Source organism: Ruegeria sp. C12, assembly GCF_056537745.1.
Genome location: NZ_JBQFSA010000006.1, coordinates 168,697 through 182,489, shown reverse-complemented (window position 1 = coordinate 182,489; position 13,793 = coordinate 168,697). Strand labels below are relative to the sequence as shown.

Genomic DNA, 13,793 nt, shown 5'->3' with positions numbered 1-13,793 from the left:
ATTTTATCGATAATAACTCCAAAGCAACGCAAGCTGCAGGAAATTTTATAGATAAAATGATCATCCCCCATTCCGGCTGGACCCGCAAAACTGCGCAAGCTGTCTATGACCTTCCGTTGATGGATCTTCTGTTCCGGGCACAAACCGTGCATCGCGAGAACTTTGATCCCAATAAGGTTCAGACCTCAAAGCTGTTGTCGATCAAAACCGGCGGCTGTGCCGAGGATTGCGCCTATTGCTCGCAATCGGCCCGCAACGGCTCGACCCTGCCGGCGTCGAAACTGATCGAGATCCAGCGCGTTCTGGCCGAGGCGAAGAAAGCCAAGGATGGCGGCGCGACGCGGTTCTGCATGGGTGCGGCGTGGCGCGAGCCCAAGCCCCGTGACATGCCTGCACTGGTCGCCATGGTCGAAGGCGTCAAGGCGATGGGCATGGAAACCTGCATGACGTTGGGCATGCTGGATGACACTCAGGTCGTACAACTGCGCGATGCGGGGCTGGACTATTACAACCACAATATCGACACCTCGGAACGCTATTATTCCGAGGTCATCACCACCCGCACCTTCAGCGACCGGATCGACACCATGAACCGTGTGCAGGAAGCCGGGATCAAGGTCTGTTCGGGCGGTATTCTGGGCATGGGTGAGCATTCGGGCGACCGCATCGACATGTTGCTGACGCTGGCCAACATGCAGCCCGCACCGGATTCGGTTCCGATCAACATGCTGATGCCGCAGGCGGACACGCCCCTGGCCGATGCCGAGCCGATTGACCCGATTGAGTTTGTGCGGATCATCGCTCTGGCCCGGATCCTGATGCCGAAATCCTATGTGCGTCTGTCCGCCGGTCGCAGCGACATGAGCGATGAGATGCAGGCCATGTGTTTCTTTGCCGGTGCGAACTCGATCTTTGTGGGTGAGACGCTGCTGACGGCCGAAAACCCCGAAGAGGATGTGGATTCGATCCTGTTCGCCAAGCTGGGCATTCAGCCCGAGACGGCAGAAGATCACGCGCAGACGGAAGCTGCCGAATGACAGCAGTCGATCGGCTGGAGTCGATGCTTGGCACGCTGGATGCGCGCCATCGTCGTCGCCATTTGGCGGCGGCGAAAGGGCTGGACTTTGCGTCGAACGACTATCTGGGGCTGGCGAGCTCGCAACTGTTGCGGGACGCCGCGCAGGACGCGGTGGCGCGTGGCGTGCCAGTGGGGTCCGGCGGGTCGCGCCTGCTGCGCGGCAACCACCCCGAACACGAAGTGCTGGAGCATGAGGCCGCCGCGTTTTTCGGTGCCGAGGCTGCCCTGTTCATGGGCGGCGGGTTTCAGGCCAATCAGGCGATCTTTTCCACCCTTCCGGCGGCAGATGATCTGGTTCTGCACGACGCGCTGGTCCATGCCAGCGCCCATGAAGGGATGCGCGCCAGCCGCGCGGATCTGCGGTCGTTCCGGCACAATGATGTAAGCGATGCCCGGGCGGTGGCGGCAGAATGGCGTGCGGCAGGGGGCACCGGGCAAATCTGGCTTGCCGTCGAAAGCGTCTATTCGATGGAGGGTGATCTTACCCCGCTATCGGATTTCGCGACCCTTGCACGGGAATTCGATGCGATTCTCGTTGTGGACGAAGCGCACGCCACCGGCGTCTATGGCGCGCACGGAGAAGGTCTGGCGCATGATCTGGACGCGCAACTTTTGACATTGCACACTTGCGGCAAAGGGTTGGGTGTCGCCGGGGGATTGATCTGCGGACCTCGGGTGATGATCGACGCGTTGATCAACCGCGCACGACCGTTCATCTTCGCAACCGCTCCTTCGCCGCTGAACGCAGCGCTGGTGCGCGCAGCTTTGCAGGCGCTGGCCTCGGACACAGGGCTGGTACAGGCCGCGCAGGGCCGCATTCGCCATGCACATTCGGTGGCGCGCCAGCAGGGCATCGCCGAAACTGCCCTGAACAGCCAGATCATCCCGGTCATTCTGGGCGATGAGGCGCGCACGATGGCCATGGCCTCGGCCCTGCAAGAGCGTGGCTTTGACGTGCGCGGCATCCGCCCGCCCACCGTTCCGCGCGGCACGTCGCGCCTGAGGATCTCGATCACCGGCAATGTGGATCATGCCGACATCTCGGCCCTGTTCACCGCGCTGGCCCAACAGCAATCGGAGGCCGCATGAGCGCGCTGATCGTCACCGGCACCGATACGGGTGTCGGCAAAACCGTCTTCTCTGCCGGGCTGACCGCTGCCTTGTGTGCGACATACTGGAAGCCGGTGCAGTCGGGGCTGGAAGACGCCACTGACACCGACATCGTTCGGGACCTGTCCGGTGCCGAAGTTCTGCCCGAGGCCTACCGACTGAACATGCCCGCCTCACCCCATCTGTCCGCCGAGGATATGGGGCTGGAAATCGATGCAAAGCGCCTGTCCCTGCCGCAGGTTGACGGGCCCTTGGTTGTCGAAGGGGCAGGGGGCCTGATGGTGCCGCTGAACCGCAAGCTGTTCTATCTGGACCTGATCGCGCAATGGGAGGCCCCGGTTGTACTGGTCGCGCGGACCGCTTTGGGCACGATTAACCACACCACTTTGTCTCTGATGGCGCTGCGAAATGCAGGGTGCCAGGTGGTGGGCGTGGCTTTTGTGGGTGAACCCGAGCCGGATGTGGAACAGACCATCGTCCAGATGTGCGATGTGCGCCATCTGGGGCGTCTGCCCATGCTGCCCGACCTGTCGCGTGACGCTCTGGCCAACGCATTCCAGGCCATCGATGTCGATGCCATCCGGGGGGCGCTATGACCCCGCTGGATTTTGACGCCCGCCACCTGTGGCACCCCTATACCAACGTGGCTGATCCCGGCCCGATGCACCTGATCGACCGGGCCGAGGGGGTGTATCTGTACCGCGAAGACGGGGCGAAGATGATCGACGCCATGTCCTCATGGTGGTGCGCGATCCATGGGCATAAGCACCCCGAGATTACCTCAGCTATGCAGCGTCAGCTGGAGAAGATGCCGCATGTGATGTTCGGCGGTCTGACCCATCACCCGGCCATCGATCTGGGGCGCAGGATGGTCGACATGCTGCCCGAGGGGCTGGACCGGATATTCTACTGCGACAGCGGCTCGGTCTCGGTCGAGGTGTCGATGAAAATGGCGGTGCAGTATCAGATGGCCCATGGCCGCACCGGCAAGGTCGAGTTTGCGACCGTCCGGGGCGGCTATCACGGTGATACGTGGAAAGCGATGAGCGTCTGTGACCCGGTCACCGGGATGCATGGGCTGTTCCGTGGTGCATTGTCGATCCAGCACTTCCTGCCGCGCCCGCATGTGCGGCTGGACGACGAATGGCCCGAGGATTCAGCGCGAAACGGTCTTGAGCCGCTGGAACGCCTGCTTGACGAAAAGGGCGACCAGCTTGCGGCACTGATCCTTGAACCCGTCGTGCAGGGCACTGGGGGGATGTATTTCTATCACCCCGAATGGCTGCGCGCGGCGCGGGCCTTGTGTGACGCCCACAACGTTCTGATCATCTTTGACGAGATTGCAACCGGCTTTGGCCGCACCGGCAAGCTGTTTGCCATTGATCATGCGGGTGTTACACCTGACATCCTGTGTCTGGGCAAGGCGCTGACGGGCGGGCATATTTCGTTCGCGGCGACGGTGACCAGTGAGAAGATCGCCTATGGCATCGGCAACAGCGAGGCGGGCGTGTTCATGCACGGTCCAACCTATATGGCCAACCCGTTGGCCTGTGTCGCGGGTTCGGCCAGCCTTAGCCTTCTGGCCGAAGGTCGTTGGACCGGGCAGGTGGCTGCCATCGAAAACCAGATGCGGATCGAACTGGAACCGGCCCGCCACCTGTCGGGCGTCGCCGATGTCAGGGTCCTGGGCGCGATCGGCGTGATCGAGATGAAGGATACCGTTGATCCCCGGATCGCACACCGCCTTGCCCCGCAAACCGGCGTCTGGCTGCGCCCCTTTGCGCGCAACATCTACACGATGCCGCCCTACATCATCTCGGCTGATGAACTGAGCCGCGTCACGGCGGCCATGGTCGCGCTGGCCGGAGGTGCGCAGTGAAGCATCAGTGGCTGTCACGCTCGGACGGGACCGACCTGACCCTTGTCTTTGGGGGTTGGGCACTGGGGGCTGCGCCTTTTGATGGTCTGACCGATGCGGACAACCTGTTGCTTGTTCAGGATTACACGCAGATCGATGCGCCACTACCGTTGGATGGGTTTGATCGCGTTCGCCTTCTGGCGTTTTCTTTCGGGGTTGCCTCGGCAGCGCATTGGCTGGCGCAGACCGGTTTCCGGCCTGACCGGCTGGTTGCCGTCAGCGGGACGCTGAACCCGGCCAGCGCCGAATTTGGCATCGCACCCGACCTGATCCGCGCTACGGCGGACAACCTGTCAGAGGCGAGTTTCACCAAATTCTGCCGCCGGGCCGGATTGATTGGGCAGGCACCCGCGCTGGACATTGCCGCCGCACGTGCCGAACTGCTTGCCGTGATCGACAGGGGCGCGGCCCACGATCCCGGCTTTGACCGCATCTGGATACCGCAGCGGGATCGCGTCATCCCCACCACCGCGCAAGAGGCCGCATGGGCGGATCGGTCAGACATTATCCGGCGCGTCGATACCCCTCATGTCCCGTTTGCGGCGGGTCAAAGCTGGGCGGAGTGGTTTGCATGACAGTCCATCTGACAGACAAGGTGCAACGCAGTTTCAGCCGCAGTTTTCACACCTATCACGATGCGGCAAACCAGCAGGCCTGGGTGGCCGAGAAGCTGGTGGACGAGTTACATCGGCTGGGCGCGCCCAATCAGTATCGGGCGGGCTTCGAACTTGGCTGCGGCACCGGGCATCTGAGCCGTTTGTTGCGCGCGCAGTTCTCGGTTGATCACCTGAGCCTGAACGACATCGCCCCGCAGGCCCGCGAAACGGCACATGCGGTGGATGCCGGATTTATCGAAGGTGACGCGCGGCAGGTATCCTGGCCCGCGCATATCGATCTGCTGGTATCTGCCTCGATGATCCAGTGGATGGAGAACCCGGCTGATCTGTTGCGCAAAGCGGCCAAGGCTTTGGCCCCCGGCGGTTGGTTTGCCGTGTCTGGTTTCGGCCCCAAACAGTATCAGGAACTGCGGCAGATCGGATCCGCTGCGCAGGCACCGGGCCTGTGTGGGGCGGAGGAACTGCGCGCAGCTATCGAAGATGTACTGATCGTCAAATCCGCCGGTGAGAGCCTGCGGCCCTCCTACTTTGCCACCCCGCGCGACGTGCTGCGGCACCTGCGGAATACCGGCGTGAATGGCCGCGCGCAGCGTGCCTGGACCAAGTCGACGCTGGCCCGGTTCGAGCAGGAATACTGGTCGGAATTCGGCGACGGGCAGGGCGTGCCGCTGACCTACCATCCGGTCTGGATCATTGCCCAGAAACGCGAAGGCTAGTCCTTTACCACCAGATCAATTTCGTTCTCGGCCAACATGTCGCGAATGCCCTGCGACGGCTGGGTGTCGGTGAAAAACAGGTTGATCTTCGACGGAACCTCAAGCGTCACGGGGGCCCGTTTGCCCAGCTTTTCGCCATCGGCCACCACCACACGCAACTGAGCGTTGTCGATTGCGATCCGCGCCAGGTTGGCCTCCTGCAAATCATGCAGCATGAAGCCCAGATCGGCGTTTACCGCCCCGACCGACAGGATCGCAAAGCGGACGTTCAATCGCCTGATCAACTCCTGCGCTTCCACCCCGAACGCGCCGCCGTCATGGGGGCGCAGCTCACCCCCGGCCATGAACACGCGGTTGTTGTTATGCGCGGCCAGCGTGTTGGCCACGACAACTGAATTTGTCACCACAAACAGGTCCTTATGATCCCGAAGGGCCTGCGCCACATATGCTGTCGTCGACCCGATATCGAGGAACAGGGAATCCCCGTCGCTGATGATCTCGGCGACGGCTTTGGCCAGTTTTTCCTTGGCGTCGACCTTACTGTCCAACCGGCTTTCCAGCGAAGGTTCCAGCAAGTTTTCGACCAGATGAACGCCGCCATGGACTTTGCGGACGATACTGCGCTCTTCCAGATTGCGCACATTGCGGCGGATGGTTTCCAGCGTCACGCCAAGTTCATTGGCCAGCACGCTGACCCGACAGGATCCGCCCGACCGGAACAGGGCGCGCAAAATCTCATCTTCTCGCTGATTTGTGGTTTTTAGGTTCATTGGGTCCATGGTGATGGCAGTAGTTGGCACTAGGGGTACCACAACTACCACATAAAGCAACGCAATTGCCAGAATTTGCGCGGTTAAGTTTTAATTTGAGAGTATTTGTGTGGCTTAACGTGGTTTTTATTGACACAAAACCCCACAATGTGGTCGTCTTTCAATAATACCACCGATTCACAAAGAAAAACCACGACAGGGAGATGGTATAATGCAACTCAAACTGGGACTTAGCGTATTGGCTTTGGCGGTTGCGGGCGTGACCTCGGCGGGGGCTGTGGAATCCTCGGACCCGATCAAGCTGACGCTGCATGACTGGTCAGGGCAATTGATCAACACCAAGATCATGGGCTCGATCCTGCAAGAGGCGGGGTATAACGTCGAATATGTGCAGGCTGATTACATCGCGCAATTCGCGGGCCTGAAAACCGGCGATCTGCATCTGGCGATGGAGATCTGGGAAACCACCGGGCGCGAGGCGCTGGATGAGGCGACAGCCTCGGGCAACGTCGTGAACGTGGGCGAAACCGGGCTGATGGCGATCGAGGAATGGTGGTATCCGACTTACATGAAAGACCGCTGCCCTGGCCTGCCGAACTGGGAGGCGCTGAAAGACTGCGCCGAGGAATTTGCCACCGCCGAAACCGCGCCGAACGGGCGCTATGTGGGCGGCCCGGTAACCTGGGGCGGGTTCGACGAAGAGCGTGTCGAAGCGCTGGAGCTTGAGTTCGAGGTTGTCCACGCAGGCACCGATGCGGCTCTGTTTGCCGAATTGGAATCCGCCTATCAGCGCGAAGATCCAATCATGCTGTGGGTCTACGTTCCTCATTGGGCACCGGCAAAATATGATGGCGAATTCGTTGAATTCCCGCCGTTTTCCCCGGAATGCTACGCAGATCCGTCAGTCGGGGTGAACCCCGATCTGGCCTATGACTGCGGCAAGCCGCGCGGCCCGATCTGGAAGGCGGCCTGGTCCGGTTTGCAGGAAAAATGGCCGGGTGCGTATGACATCATCGAAGCCTACAGCATCAATAACGATGAGATGAGCGCGATGGTCGGCAAGGCAGATTTGGACGGCGTAGAGATTGATACCGTTGTTGCAGATTGGATGGGGGCCAATAAAGACCGCTGGTCTGGCTGGATCTCCAAGTAATCTGCATTGGCCGGAGCGGTCACCCTGTTCTCCCCAACCGCTCCGGCTTACCCGGCCTTTCAATCGGACGTCCCAGATGACCCCCAAGACCAAATTGTCCTGCCGTAACGTGTGGAAACTCTACGGTCCGAATGCGGATGCGCTGTTGCGGCAAAATCCGAACCCGTCAGCTGATGACATCCGCAAGGCGGGCGTGATCGGCGCGGTGCGCAACGCCAATATCGACATCGCAGAGGGTGAGATTTTCATCATCATGGGCCTGTCCGGCTCGGGCAAATCCACCTTGGTCCGCTGCCTGTCGCGGCTGATCGAACCCACGGGCGGAGAGGTTCTGTTCGACGATGCCGATCTGCTGCGCGCCAGCGACAAGGAGTTGATCGAGATCCGCCGTCACAAGATGGGCATGGTGTTCCAGCATTTCGCCCTGCTGCCGCATCTGACCGTTTTGCAGAACGTGATGTTCCCACTGACCATTCAGGCCACACCCAAGGCTGAGGCCGAGGTCAAAGCCCGCGAAGTGGTCGAACTGGTCGGGCTGAAAGGGCGCGAGGATTATTATCCGCGCGAATTGTCAGGCGGCCAGCAACAGCGCGTCGGCATCGCCCGCTCGCTGGTGACGGAACCGGATCTGTGGTTCTTGGACGAGCCGTTCTCGGCGCTCGATCCGCTGATCCGGCGCGAAATGCAGGATGAGTTTCTGCGCCTGCAGGAGCGGCTGCATAAGACAATCGTCTTCATCACCCACGACTTTGAAGAGGCTGTCCGTCTGGCCGACCGCATCGCCATCATGAAGGACGGAGAGGTGATTCAAATCGCCACGCCAGAAGAGCTGGTGATGCACCCGGCCACTGATTATGTGGCTGAATTTACGAAACATATACCCCGCTCGAAGGTTCTGACCGTTGGCGGCGTGATGGCCGCCGGTGCGGATGGTCAGGGCGACCCGATCCCGCAATCTACCCGCGTCTCGGACGTGGCGGAACGGATCATCGCGGCCGATGCGCCGATCCCGGTTTCAGACGACACCGGCCAGATCGTCGGGGCCATCGACCGCAAGGCCGTGGCGCATGTGCTGTTCGGTGACGGGGACGCCGCATGATCCGCCTGAGCCGCAGTCAGATTACCATCCTGTCGCTCGTGCTGATCACGATCCTGCTGGGCTGGTTCGGCCGCGATCTGGGCAAGGCTCTGGATGCGCGCTGGCTGACCAAGTTCCCCTCGGCCTGGGTGATCCCGTTCAAGACCTATATCTCCTCGGCAATGACCTGGCTGATCGAGGATGCCGCGATTGGCCCGGTCTCGTTCACCGATGTCACCCGCGCCATCGCCTGGCTGATCGAGCAGCCCTATAATCTGGTGCTGGCCCTGCTGGCCGACGGATTTGTCAGCGGTCAGGGCAATGACGCGCAGGTCATCCTGCCCGCGATCAGCTGGATCGTGGTGATCACCGCCGTGATCGCATTGGGGCAGTATTGCCGCGATTGGGGGCTGGCGGCGCTGGTTGGGGCCTGTTTCATCTATCTGGCCGTCTTCGGGCAATGGGACAGCGCGATGGTGACGCTGGCCTCGGTCCTGATCGCCGTCCCCATTGGCGCGGGCGGAGGGTTGCTGCTGGGCATTCTCGCCTATCGCCACCCACTGTTCGAAAAGATCATCTCGCCCATTCTGGACCTGATGCAGACGATCCCGATCTTTGCCTATCTGGTGCCGATCCTGTTCATGTTCGGCTTTGGCCCGATCTCGGCGCTGGTGGCGACGATCATCTACGCCACCCCACCGATGGTGCGGATCACAACGCTGGCGCTGAAGGGCGTGGACCCCGAAATCCTCGATTTCAGCCGCATGGCGGGTACAACCCAACGGCAGTTGATGTGGCGCGTGCTGGTGCCCTCGGCCAGTCACAGCCTGATGGTGGGGGTCAATCAGGTGATCATGCTGACGCTGAATATGGTCATCATCGCCTCGATGATCGGGGCCGGAGGGCTGGGGTTCGACGTCCTCGCCGCGCTGCGCCGTCTGGATATCGGCGCGGGGTTCGAGGCGGGTATCGCCATCGTGGTGCTGGCCATCGCTGTGGATCGGCTGAGTCAGGCCTTTGCCGAGCGTATGGGTCAGGTGCATCATGAAGTTCCCGGCTCGTGGGTGGCACGACATCGCCGCACGGTTCTGGTGCTGATCCTGCTGGTGCTGACATGGGTGCTGGGCCAGTTCTCGCCCCTGCTGCTGGAATATCCCGAAGGCCAGACCATCACGACGGGCGCGTTCTGGGACAACACGGTGGAATATCTGAACGTCAACTATTTCGACACGTTCGAGGCGATCAAGGTCTTTTTCCTGACGTGGTTCATGATCCCGATCAAGACGGTGCTGCTGGGCATCCCATGGCCATGGGCGATTGCGATGCTGACCCTGCTGGGCTGGCACGCGGGCGGCTGGCGGCTGGCGCTGCTGTGTGGCGGTATGGCCTCGCTGATCCTTGTATCGGGTCTGTGGTCCAAGGCGATGGTCACGGTCTATCTGTGCGGCGCGTCGGTGATTTTGGCGACGCTGATCGGGGTGCCTCTGGGCGTGCTGGCGGCGTTGAACAAACGGGCCGGGACGGTCATCAACCTGCTGATCGACACGCTGCAAACCCTGCCCAGCTTTGTCTACCTGATCCCCGTGGTGATGCTGTTCCGGGTCGGCGATTTCACCGCCCTGATCGCCATTGTCCTTTACGCGTTGGCGCCAGCGGTGCGCTATGCCGCGCACGGGGTACGGTCGGTCAGCGAAGAACTGATCGAGGCCGGTCTGGTCTCGGGCTGCACCCGCGCGCAACTGCTGCGCCATATCCGTCTGCCGATGGCGTTGCCGGAAATCCTGCTGGGCATCAACCAAACCATCATGCTGGCGCTGTCGATGCTGGTGATCACCGCCCTCGTCGGCACCCGCGATCTAGGGCAAGAGGTCTATATCGCCCTGACCAAGGCCGACACCGGTCGGGGTCTGGTGGCCGGTCTGTCGATTGCCTTCATCGCCATCATCGCCGACCGGCTGATCAACGCCAGCGCCCGTCAGGCCCGCATCCGCTTTGGACTGGAGAGTTGACATGAACCAATCCGATGTGATGGCCCGCATCCGCGATCTGCCGATTTGGCAGGGCGAGATCGAGGCCACTCCGCTGACCGGCGGCATCACCAATGTGAATTACAAAGTGACCGATGACAGCGGATCTTATGTGGTCCGTGTCGGCGACGATATCCCACTGCATCAGGTGATGCGCTTTAACGAACTGGCTGCGACGAAAGCCGCCCACGCCGCGGGCCTTTCCCCCGCAGTGGTCCATGCCTCGGGCGATCTGACAGTGCTGGAATTCGTCGAAAGCCGCACCCTGACGGAAGAGGACGTGCGCCACCCCGACATGCTGCCCCGTGTGCTGGATCTGGTAAAGCGATGCCATATCGAGGTGCCCAAACACCTGCGCGGCCCGTCTCTGGTATTCTGGGTGTTCCACGTCATCCGCGACTATGCCGCCACGCTTGCGGAACGCGGCAGCGTCCACGTGGCCCTGATCCCGGAGTTGGTGCAAACTGGTAACGATCTGGAAACCGAGGCAGCACCTTTTGACATGGTCTTCGGTCATAACGATCTGCTCTGCGGCAACTTTCTGGACGATGGCACCCGCCTGTGGCTGATCGACTTCGACTATGCCGGGTTCAATTCGCCGCTGTTCGATCTGGGCGGGCTGGCTTCGAACAACGGGCTTTCACCGGATCAAGAAGATTGGATGCTGGAAGCCTATTTCCAGAACCCTGTCACCGACGACCTGCGCCACCGTTATACGGCGATGAAATGCGCCTCGCTGCTGCGCGAAACGATGTGGAGCATGGTGTCCGAGATCACCTCGGATATCGACTTTGACTATGCGGCCTACACCGCCGAAAACCTCGCGCGGTTCCGCGCGGCCCTTACCGATTTCAAAAATACCTGAGGACAGACATGACCGACCTTCCGACAACAGCCAAAGCCGTCATTATCGGCGGCGGGATCATCGGCTGCTCGACCGCGTATCACCTGGCCAAGCTGGGCTGGACCGACACGGTGCTGCTGGAACGCAAGAAACTGACCTCGGGCACCACCTTTCACGCCGCCGGACTGGTGGGGCAGTTGCGCTCGAACGCCAATATCACGCAATTGCTGGGCTATTCGGTCGATCTGTATAACAAGATCGAAGAAGAAACCGGCCTCGGCACAGGTTGGAAGATGAACGGCGGGTTGCGGCTGGCCTGTAACGAGGAACGCTGGACCGAGGTCAAACGACAGGCCACCACCGCGCATTCTTTCGGTCTGGACATGCAGTTGCTGACACCGTCCGAGGCGCAGGAGCTGTGGCCGCTGATGGATGTCTCGGACGTGATCGGTGCGGCCTATCTGCCGACGGATGGTCAGGCGAACCCCTCGGACATCACGCAGGCGCTGGCCAAAGGTGCCCGCATGGCCGGAGCGAAGATTTTCGAGGACACCAAGGTCACCGATATCGAGATCGAAGATGGCAAGATCCGCGCCGTGATCACCGAACATGGCCGCATCGAATGCGAAAAGGTGATCTGCTGCGCCGGTCAGTGGACCCGCACCTTCGCCGGGCGCTTCGGGGTGAACGTGCCGCTGGTGCCGATGGAACATCAGTATATGGTCACGGAACCCTTTGACGTGCCCGGGAACCTGCCGACCCTGCGCGACCCCGACCGGCTGACCTACTACAAGGAAGAAGTCGGCGGGCTGGTCATGGGCGGGTACGAGCCGAACCCGATCCCATGGGCGACTAAGGGCATTCCGCAGGGCTTTCACTACACGCTGCTCGACAGCAATTTCGACCATTTCGAACAGTTGATGGAACTGGCTTTGGGTCGTGTGCCTGCTTTGGAAAACGCAGGTGTCAAAACCCTGACCAACGGGCCGGAGAGCTTTACCCCCGACGGCAATTTCATCATCGGTGAAGCGCCCGAATTGAACAATTTCTTCGTCGGCGCGGGTTTCAACGCCTTTGGCATCGCCGCTGGAGGTGGCGCGGGTATGGCGCTGGCGGAATGGGTGCATAAGGGCGAGCCGCCGTTCGACCTGTGGTCTGCCGATATTCGCCGCTTTGGCCGCCCGCATTTCGACACCGATTGGGTGCGTACCCGCACGGTCGAGGCCTATGGCAAGCACTACACAATGGGCTGGCCGCATGAGGAGCATGACTCGGGGCGTCCGTGCCGGAAATCGCCGCTCTATGACACGCTGAAATCGCAGGGCGCGTGTTTTGGCGAGAAACTGGGCTGGGAGCGTCCAAACTGGTATGCGGATACCTCGCTGGGTGAGACGCCCAAGGACGAATACAGCTTTGGACGACAGAACTGGTTCGCCGCTGTGGGCCGGGAACACAAGGCAGCGCGTGAGGCGGCGGTGCTGTTCGACCAGACCTCATTTGCCAAATTTGCCCTGAAGGGGCCGGATGCGCTGGCGGCGATGAACTGGATCTGCGCCAATGACGTGGACAAGCCGGTGGGCGCGCTGACCTATACCCAGATGCTGAACGACAAGGGCGGAATCGAATGTGACCTGACTGTGGGCCGCGTGGCACATGATGAGTTCTACATCGTCACCGGCACCGGCTTTGCCACCCATGATTTCGACTGGATCAGCCGCAATATCCCCGAAGGCATGAATTGCCAGCTGTTCGACATCACCTCATCCTACGCCGTGCTGTCGCTGATGGGACCAAAGGCGCGGGATATTCTGGCGGCGGTGACGCGCGATGATGTCTCGAATGACGGGTTCAAATTCGGCACGATCCGCACCATCGGCATCGCCGGTTGCCCGGTCAAAGCCTTGCGCGTGACCTATGTGGGCGAGCTGGGTTGGGAATTGCACCTGCCGGTGGAATACGCCCAGACGGTATACGCCGCGCTGATGCAGGCGGGTCAGCCCCATGGACTGGTCAACGCAGGCTACCGCGCCATTGAATCGCTGCGGCTTGAGAAAGGCTATCGCGCCTGGGGGGCCGAGATTGGGCCGGATCACACGCCGTTCGAAAGCGGGCTGGGCTGGGCCGTGAAGCTGCGCAAGGATGTCAATTTCAAAGGCCGCGCGGCGTCTGAAAAACAAAAATCCGAGGGCGTCAAAAAGATGCTGGCCTGTTTCACCGTCGACCCGGATGTGGTTCTGCTGGGCCGCGAGACGATCTATCGCGACGGTAAACGCGTCGGTTGGCTGACCTCGGGCGGGTGTGGCTACACGGTGGGTAAATCCATCGGCTACGGCTATGTCCGCAATCCGGATGGGGTCGATGCGGAGTTTGTCACCTCTGGCACTTATGAGCTTGAGGTTGCGACCCGACGCGTGCCGTGTCAGGTCTCGCTACAGCCGCTTTACGATCCGAAAATGGAGCGGATCAAGGCGTGACCCGAATG

Annotated in this window: 12 protein-coding genes; 11 read left to right on the top strand and 1 reads right to left on the bottom strand. The window is 61.2% G+C overall.

The annotated features are described in order from the left end of the window. Nucleotides 1–56 precede the first annotated feature (56 nt). The 6 genes from bioB to ACR0C9_RS13325 are packed head-to-tail and all read left to right on the top strand — an operon-like array spanning nucleotide 57 to nucleotide 5,439. Nucleotides 57–1,037 carry a biotin synthase BioB gene (bioB, locus tag ACR0C9_RS13350; protein ID WP_170453854.1) on the top strand — a complete coding sequence of 327 codons (981 nt, stop codon included), beginning with the start codon at nucleotides 57–59 and terminating at the stop codon, nucleotides 1,035–1,037. Continuing rightward, nucleotides 1,034–2,167, top strand: a complete 1,134-nt coding sequence (locus tag ACR0C9_RS13345) for an 8-amino-7-oxononanoate synthase (protein WP_480781224.1) — start codon at nucleotides 1,034–1,036, stop codon at nucleotides 2,165–2,167. The genes bioB and ACR0C9_RS13345 overlap by 4 nt, the downstream gene beginning before the upstream one ends. Beyond that, complete coding sequence (gene bioD, locus ACR0C9_RS13340) at nucleotides 2,164–2,784, top strand: dethiobiotin synthase (RefSeq protein WP_170453851.1); 621 nt, start codon at nucleotides 2,164–2,166, stop codon at nucleotides 2,782–2,784. The genes ACR0C9_RS13345 and bioD overlap by 4 nt, the downstream gene beginning before the upstream one ends. Then, a complete protein-coding gene (gene bioA / locus ACR0C9_RS13335) occupies nucleotides 2,781–4,067 on the top strand; it encodes an adenosylmethionine--8-amino-7-oxononanoate transaminase (protein ID WP_480781223.1) in 1,287 nt (428 codons plus the stop codon). Before bioD ends, bioA begins: the two co-directional genes overlap by 4 nt. Next, nucleotides 4,064–4,681, top strand: a complete 618-nt coding sequence (locus tag ACR0C9_RS13330) for a pimeloyl-ACP methyl esterase BioG family protein (RefSeq protein ID WP_170453848.1) — start codon at nucleotides 4,064–4,066, stop codon at nucleotides 4,679–4,681. The genes bioA and ACR0C9_RS13330 overlap by 4 nt, the downstream gene beginning before the upstream one ends. After that, nucleotides 4,678–5,439, top strand: coding sequence for a methyltransferase domain-containing protein (locus ACR0C9_RS13325; RefSeq protein WP_480781222.1), 762 nt, complete (start codon nucleotides 4,678–4,680; stop codon nucleotides 5,437–5,439). The genes ACR0C9_RS13330 and ACR0C9_RS13325 overlap by 4 nt, the downstream gene beginning before the upstream one ends. Here the strand turns inward: ACR0C9_RS13325 and ACR0C9_RS13320 are convergent. Beyond that, the gene (locus tag ACR0C9_RS13320) at nucleotides 5,436–6,239 is read right to left on the bottom strand and encodes a DeoR/GlpR family DNA-binding transcription regulator (RefSeq protein WP_480781221.1); all 804 of its coding nucleotides are present in this window, start codon (nucleotides 6,237–6,239) and stop codon (nucleotides 5,436–5,438) included. The two genes, ACR0C9_RS13325 and ACR0C9_RS13320, sit on opposite strands and share 4 nt — an antisense overlap. A gap of 181 nt (nucleotides 6,240–6,420) precedes the next feature. Here ACR0C9_RS13320 and ACR0C9_RS13315 point away from each other — a divergent pair, with 181 nt between their 5' ends. The 5 genes from ACR0C9_RS13315 (at nucleotide 6,421) to ACR0C9_RS13295 (ending at nucleotide 13,785) form a co-directional block, all read left to right on the top strand. Then, nucleotides 6,421–7,362, top strand: coding sequence for an ABC transporter substrate-binding protein (locus ACR0C9_RS13315; protein ID WP_170453845.1), 942 nt, complete (start codon nucleotides 6,421–6,423; stop codon nucleotides 7,360–7,362). A gap of 76 nt (nucleotides 7,363–7,438) precedes the next feature. Continuing rightward, nucleotides 7,439–8,461: a quaternary amine ABC transporter ATP-binding protein gene (locus ACR0C9_RS13310; RefSeq protein WP_480781220.1), complete on the top strand. Its 1,023-nt coding sequence runs from the start codon at nucleotides 7,439–7,441 to the stop codon at nucleotides 8,459–8,461. Continuing rightward, a complete protein-coding gene (locus tag ACR0C9_RS13305; RefSeq protein ID WP_480781219.1) occupies nucleotides 8,458–10,449 on the top strand; it encodes an ABC transporter permease in 1,992 nt (663 codons plus the stop codon). The genes ACR0C9_RS13310 and ACR0C9_RS13305 overlap by 4 nt, the downstream gene beginning before the upstream one ends. Nucleotide 10,450: 1 nt before the next feature. Next, a complete protein-coding gene (locus ACR0C9_RS13300; RefSeq protein ID WP_480781218.1) occupies nucleotides 10,451–11,332 on the top strand; it encodes a phosphotransferase in 882 nt (293 codons plus the stop codon). An 8-nt stretch (nucleotides 11,333–11,340) separates the two neighbouring features. Continuing rightward, nucleotides 11,341–13,785, top strand: coding sequence for a GcvT family protein (locus ACR0C9_RS13295; RefSeq protein ID WP_480781217.1), 2,445 nt, complete (start codon nucleotides 11,341–11,343; stop codon nucleotides 13,783–13,785). Nucleotides 13,786–13,793: the final 8 nt, after the last annotated feature.

Excerpts from the sequence above, each read along its gene's own strand:
- bioB (WP_170453854.1), top strand. The coding sequence starts at position 57 with ATGATCATCCCCCATTCCGGCTGGACCCGCAAAACTGCGCAAGCTGTC.
- ACR0C9_RS13345 (WP_480781224.1), top strand. The coding sequence starts at position 1,034 with ATGACAGCAGTCGATCGGCTGGAGTCGATGCTTGGCACGCTGGATGCG.
- bioD (WP_170453851.1), top strand. The coding sequence starts at position 2,164 with ATGAGCGCGCTGATCGTCACCGGCACCGATACGGGTGTCGGCAAAACC.
- bioA (WP_480781223.1), top strand. The coding sequence starts at position 2,781 with ATGACCCCGCTGGATTTTGACGCCCGCCACCTGTGGCACCCCTATACC.
- ACR0C9_RS13325 (WP_480781222.1), top strand. The coding sequence starts at position 4,678 with ATGACAGTCCATCTGACAGACAAGGTGCAACGCAGTTTCAGCCGCAGT.
- ACR0C9_RS13315 (WP_170453845.1), top strand. The coding sequence starts at position 6,421 with ATGCAACTCAAACTGGGACTTAGCGTATTGGCTTTGGCGGTTGCGGGC.
- ACR0C9_RS13310 (WP_480781220.1), top strand. The coding sequence starts at position 7,439 with ATGACCCCCAAGACCAAATTGTCCTGCCGTAACGTGTGGAAACTCTAC.
- ACR0C9_RS13305 (WP_480781219.1), top strand. The coding sequence starts at position 8,458 with ATGATCCGCCTGAGCCGCAGTCAGATTACCATCCTGTCGCTCGTGCTG.
- ACR0C9_RS13300 (WP_480781218.1), top strand. The coding sequence starts at position 10,451 with ATGAACCAATCCGATGTGATGGCCCGCATCCGCGATCTGCCGATTTGG.
- ACR0C9_RS13295 (WP_480781217.1), top strand. The coding sequence starts at position 11,341 with ATGACCGACCTTCCGACAACAGCCAAAGCCGTCATTATCGGCGGCGGG.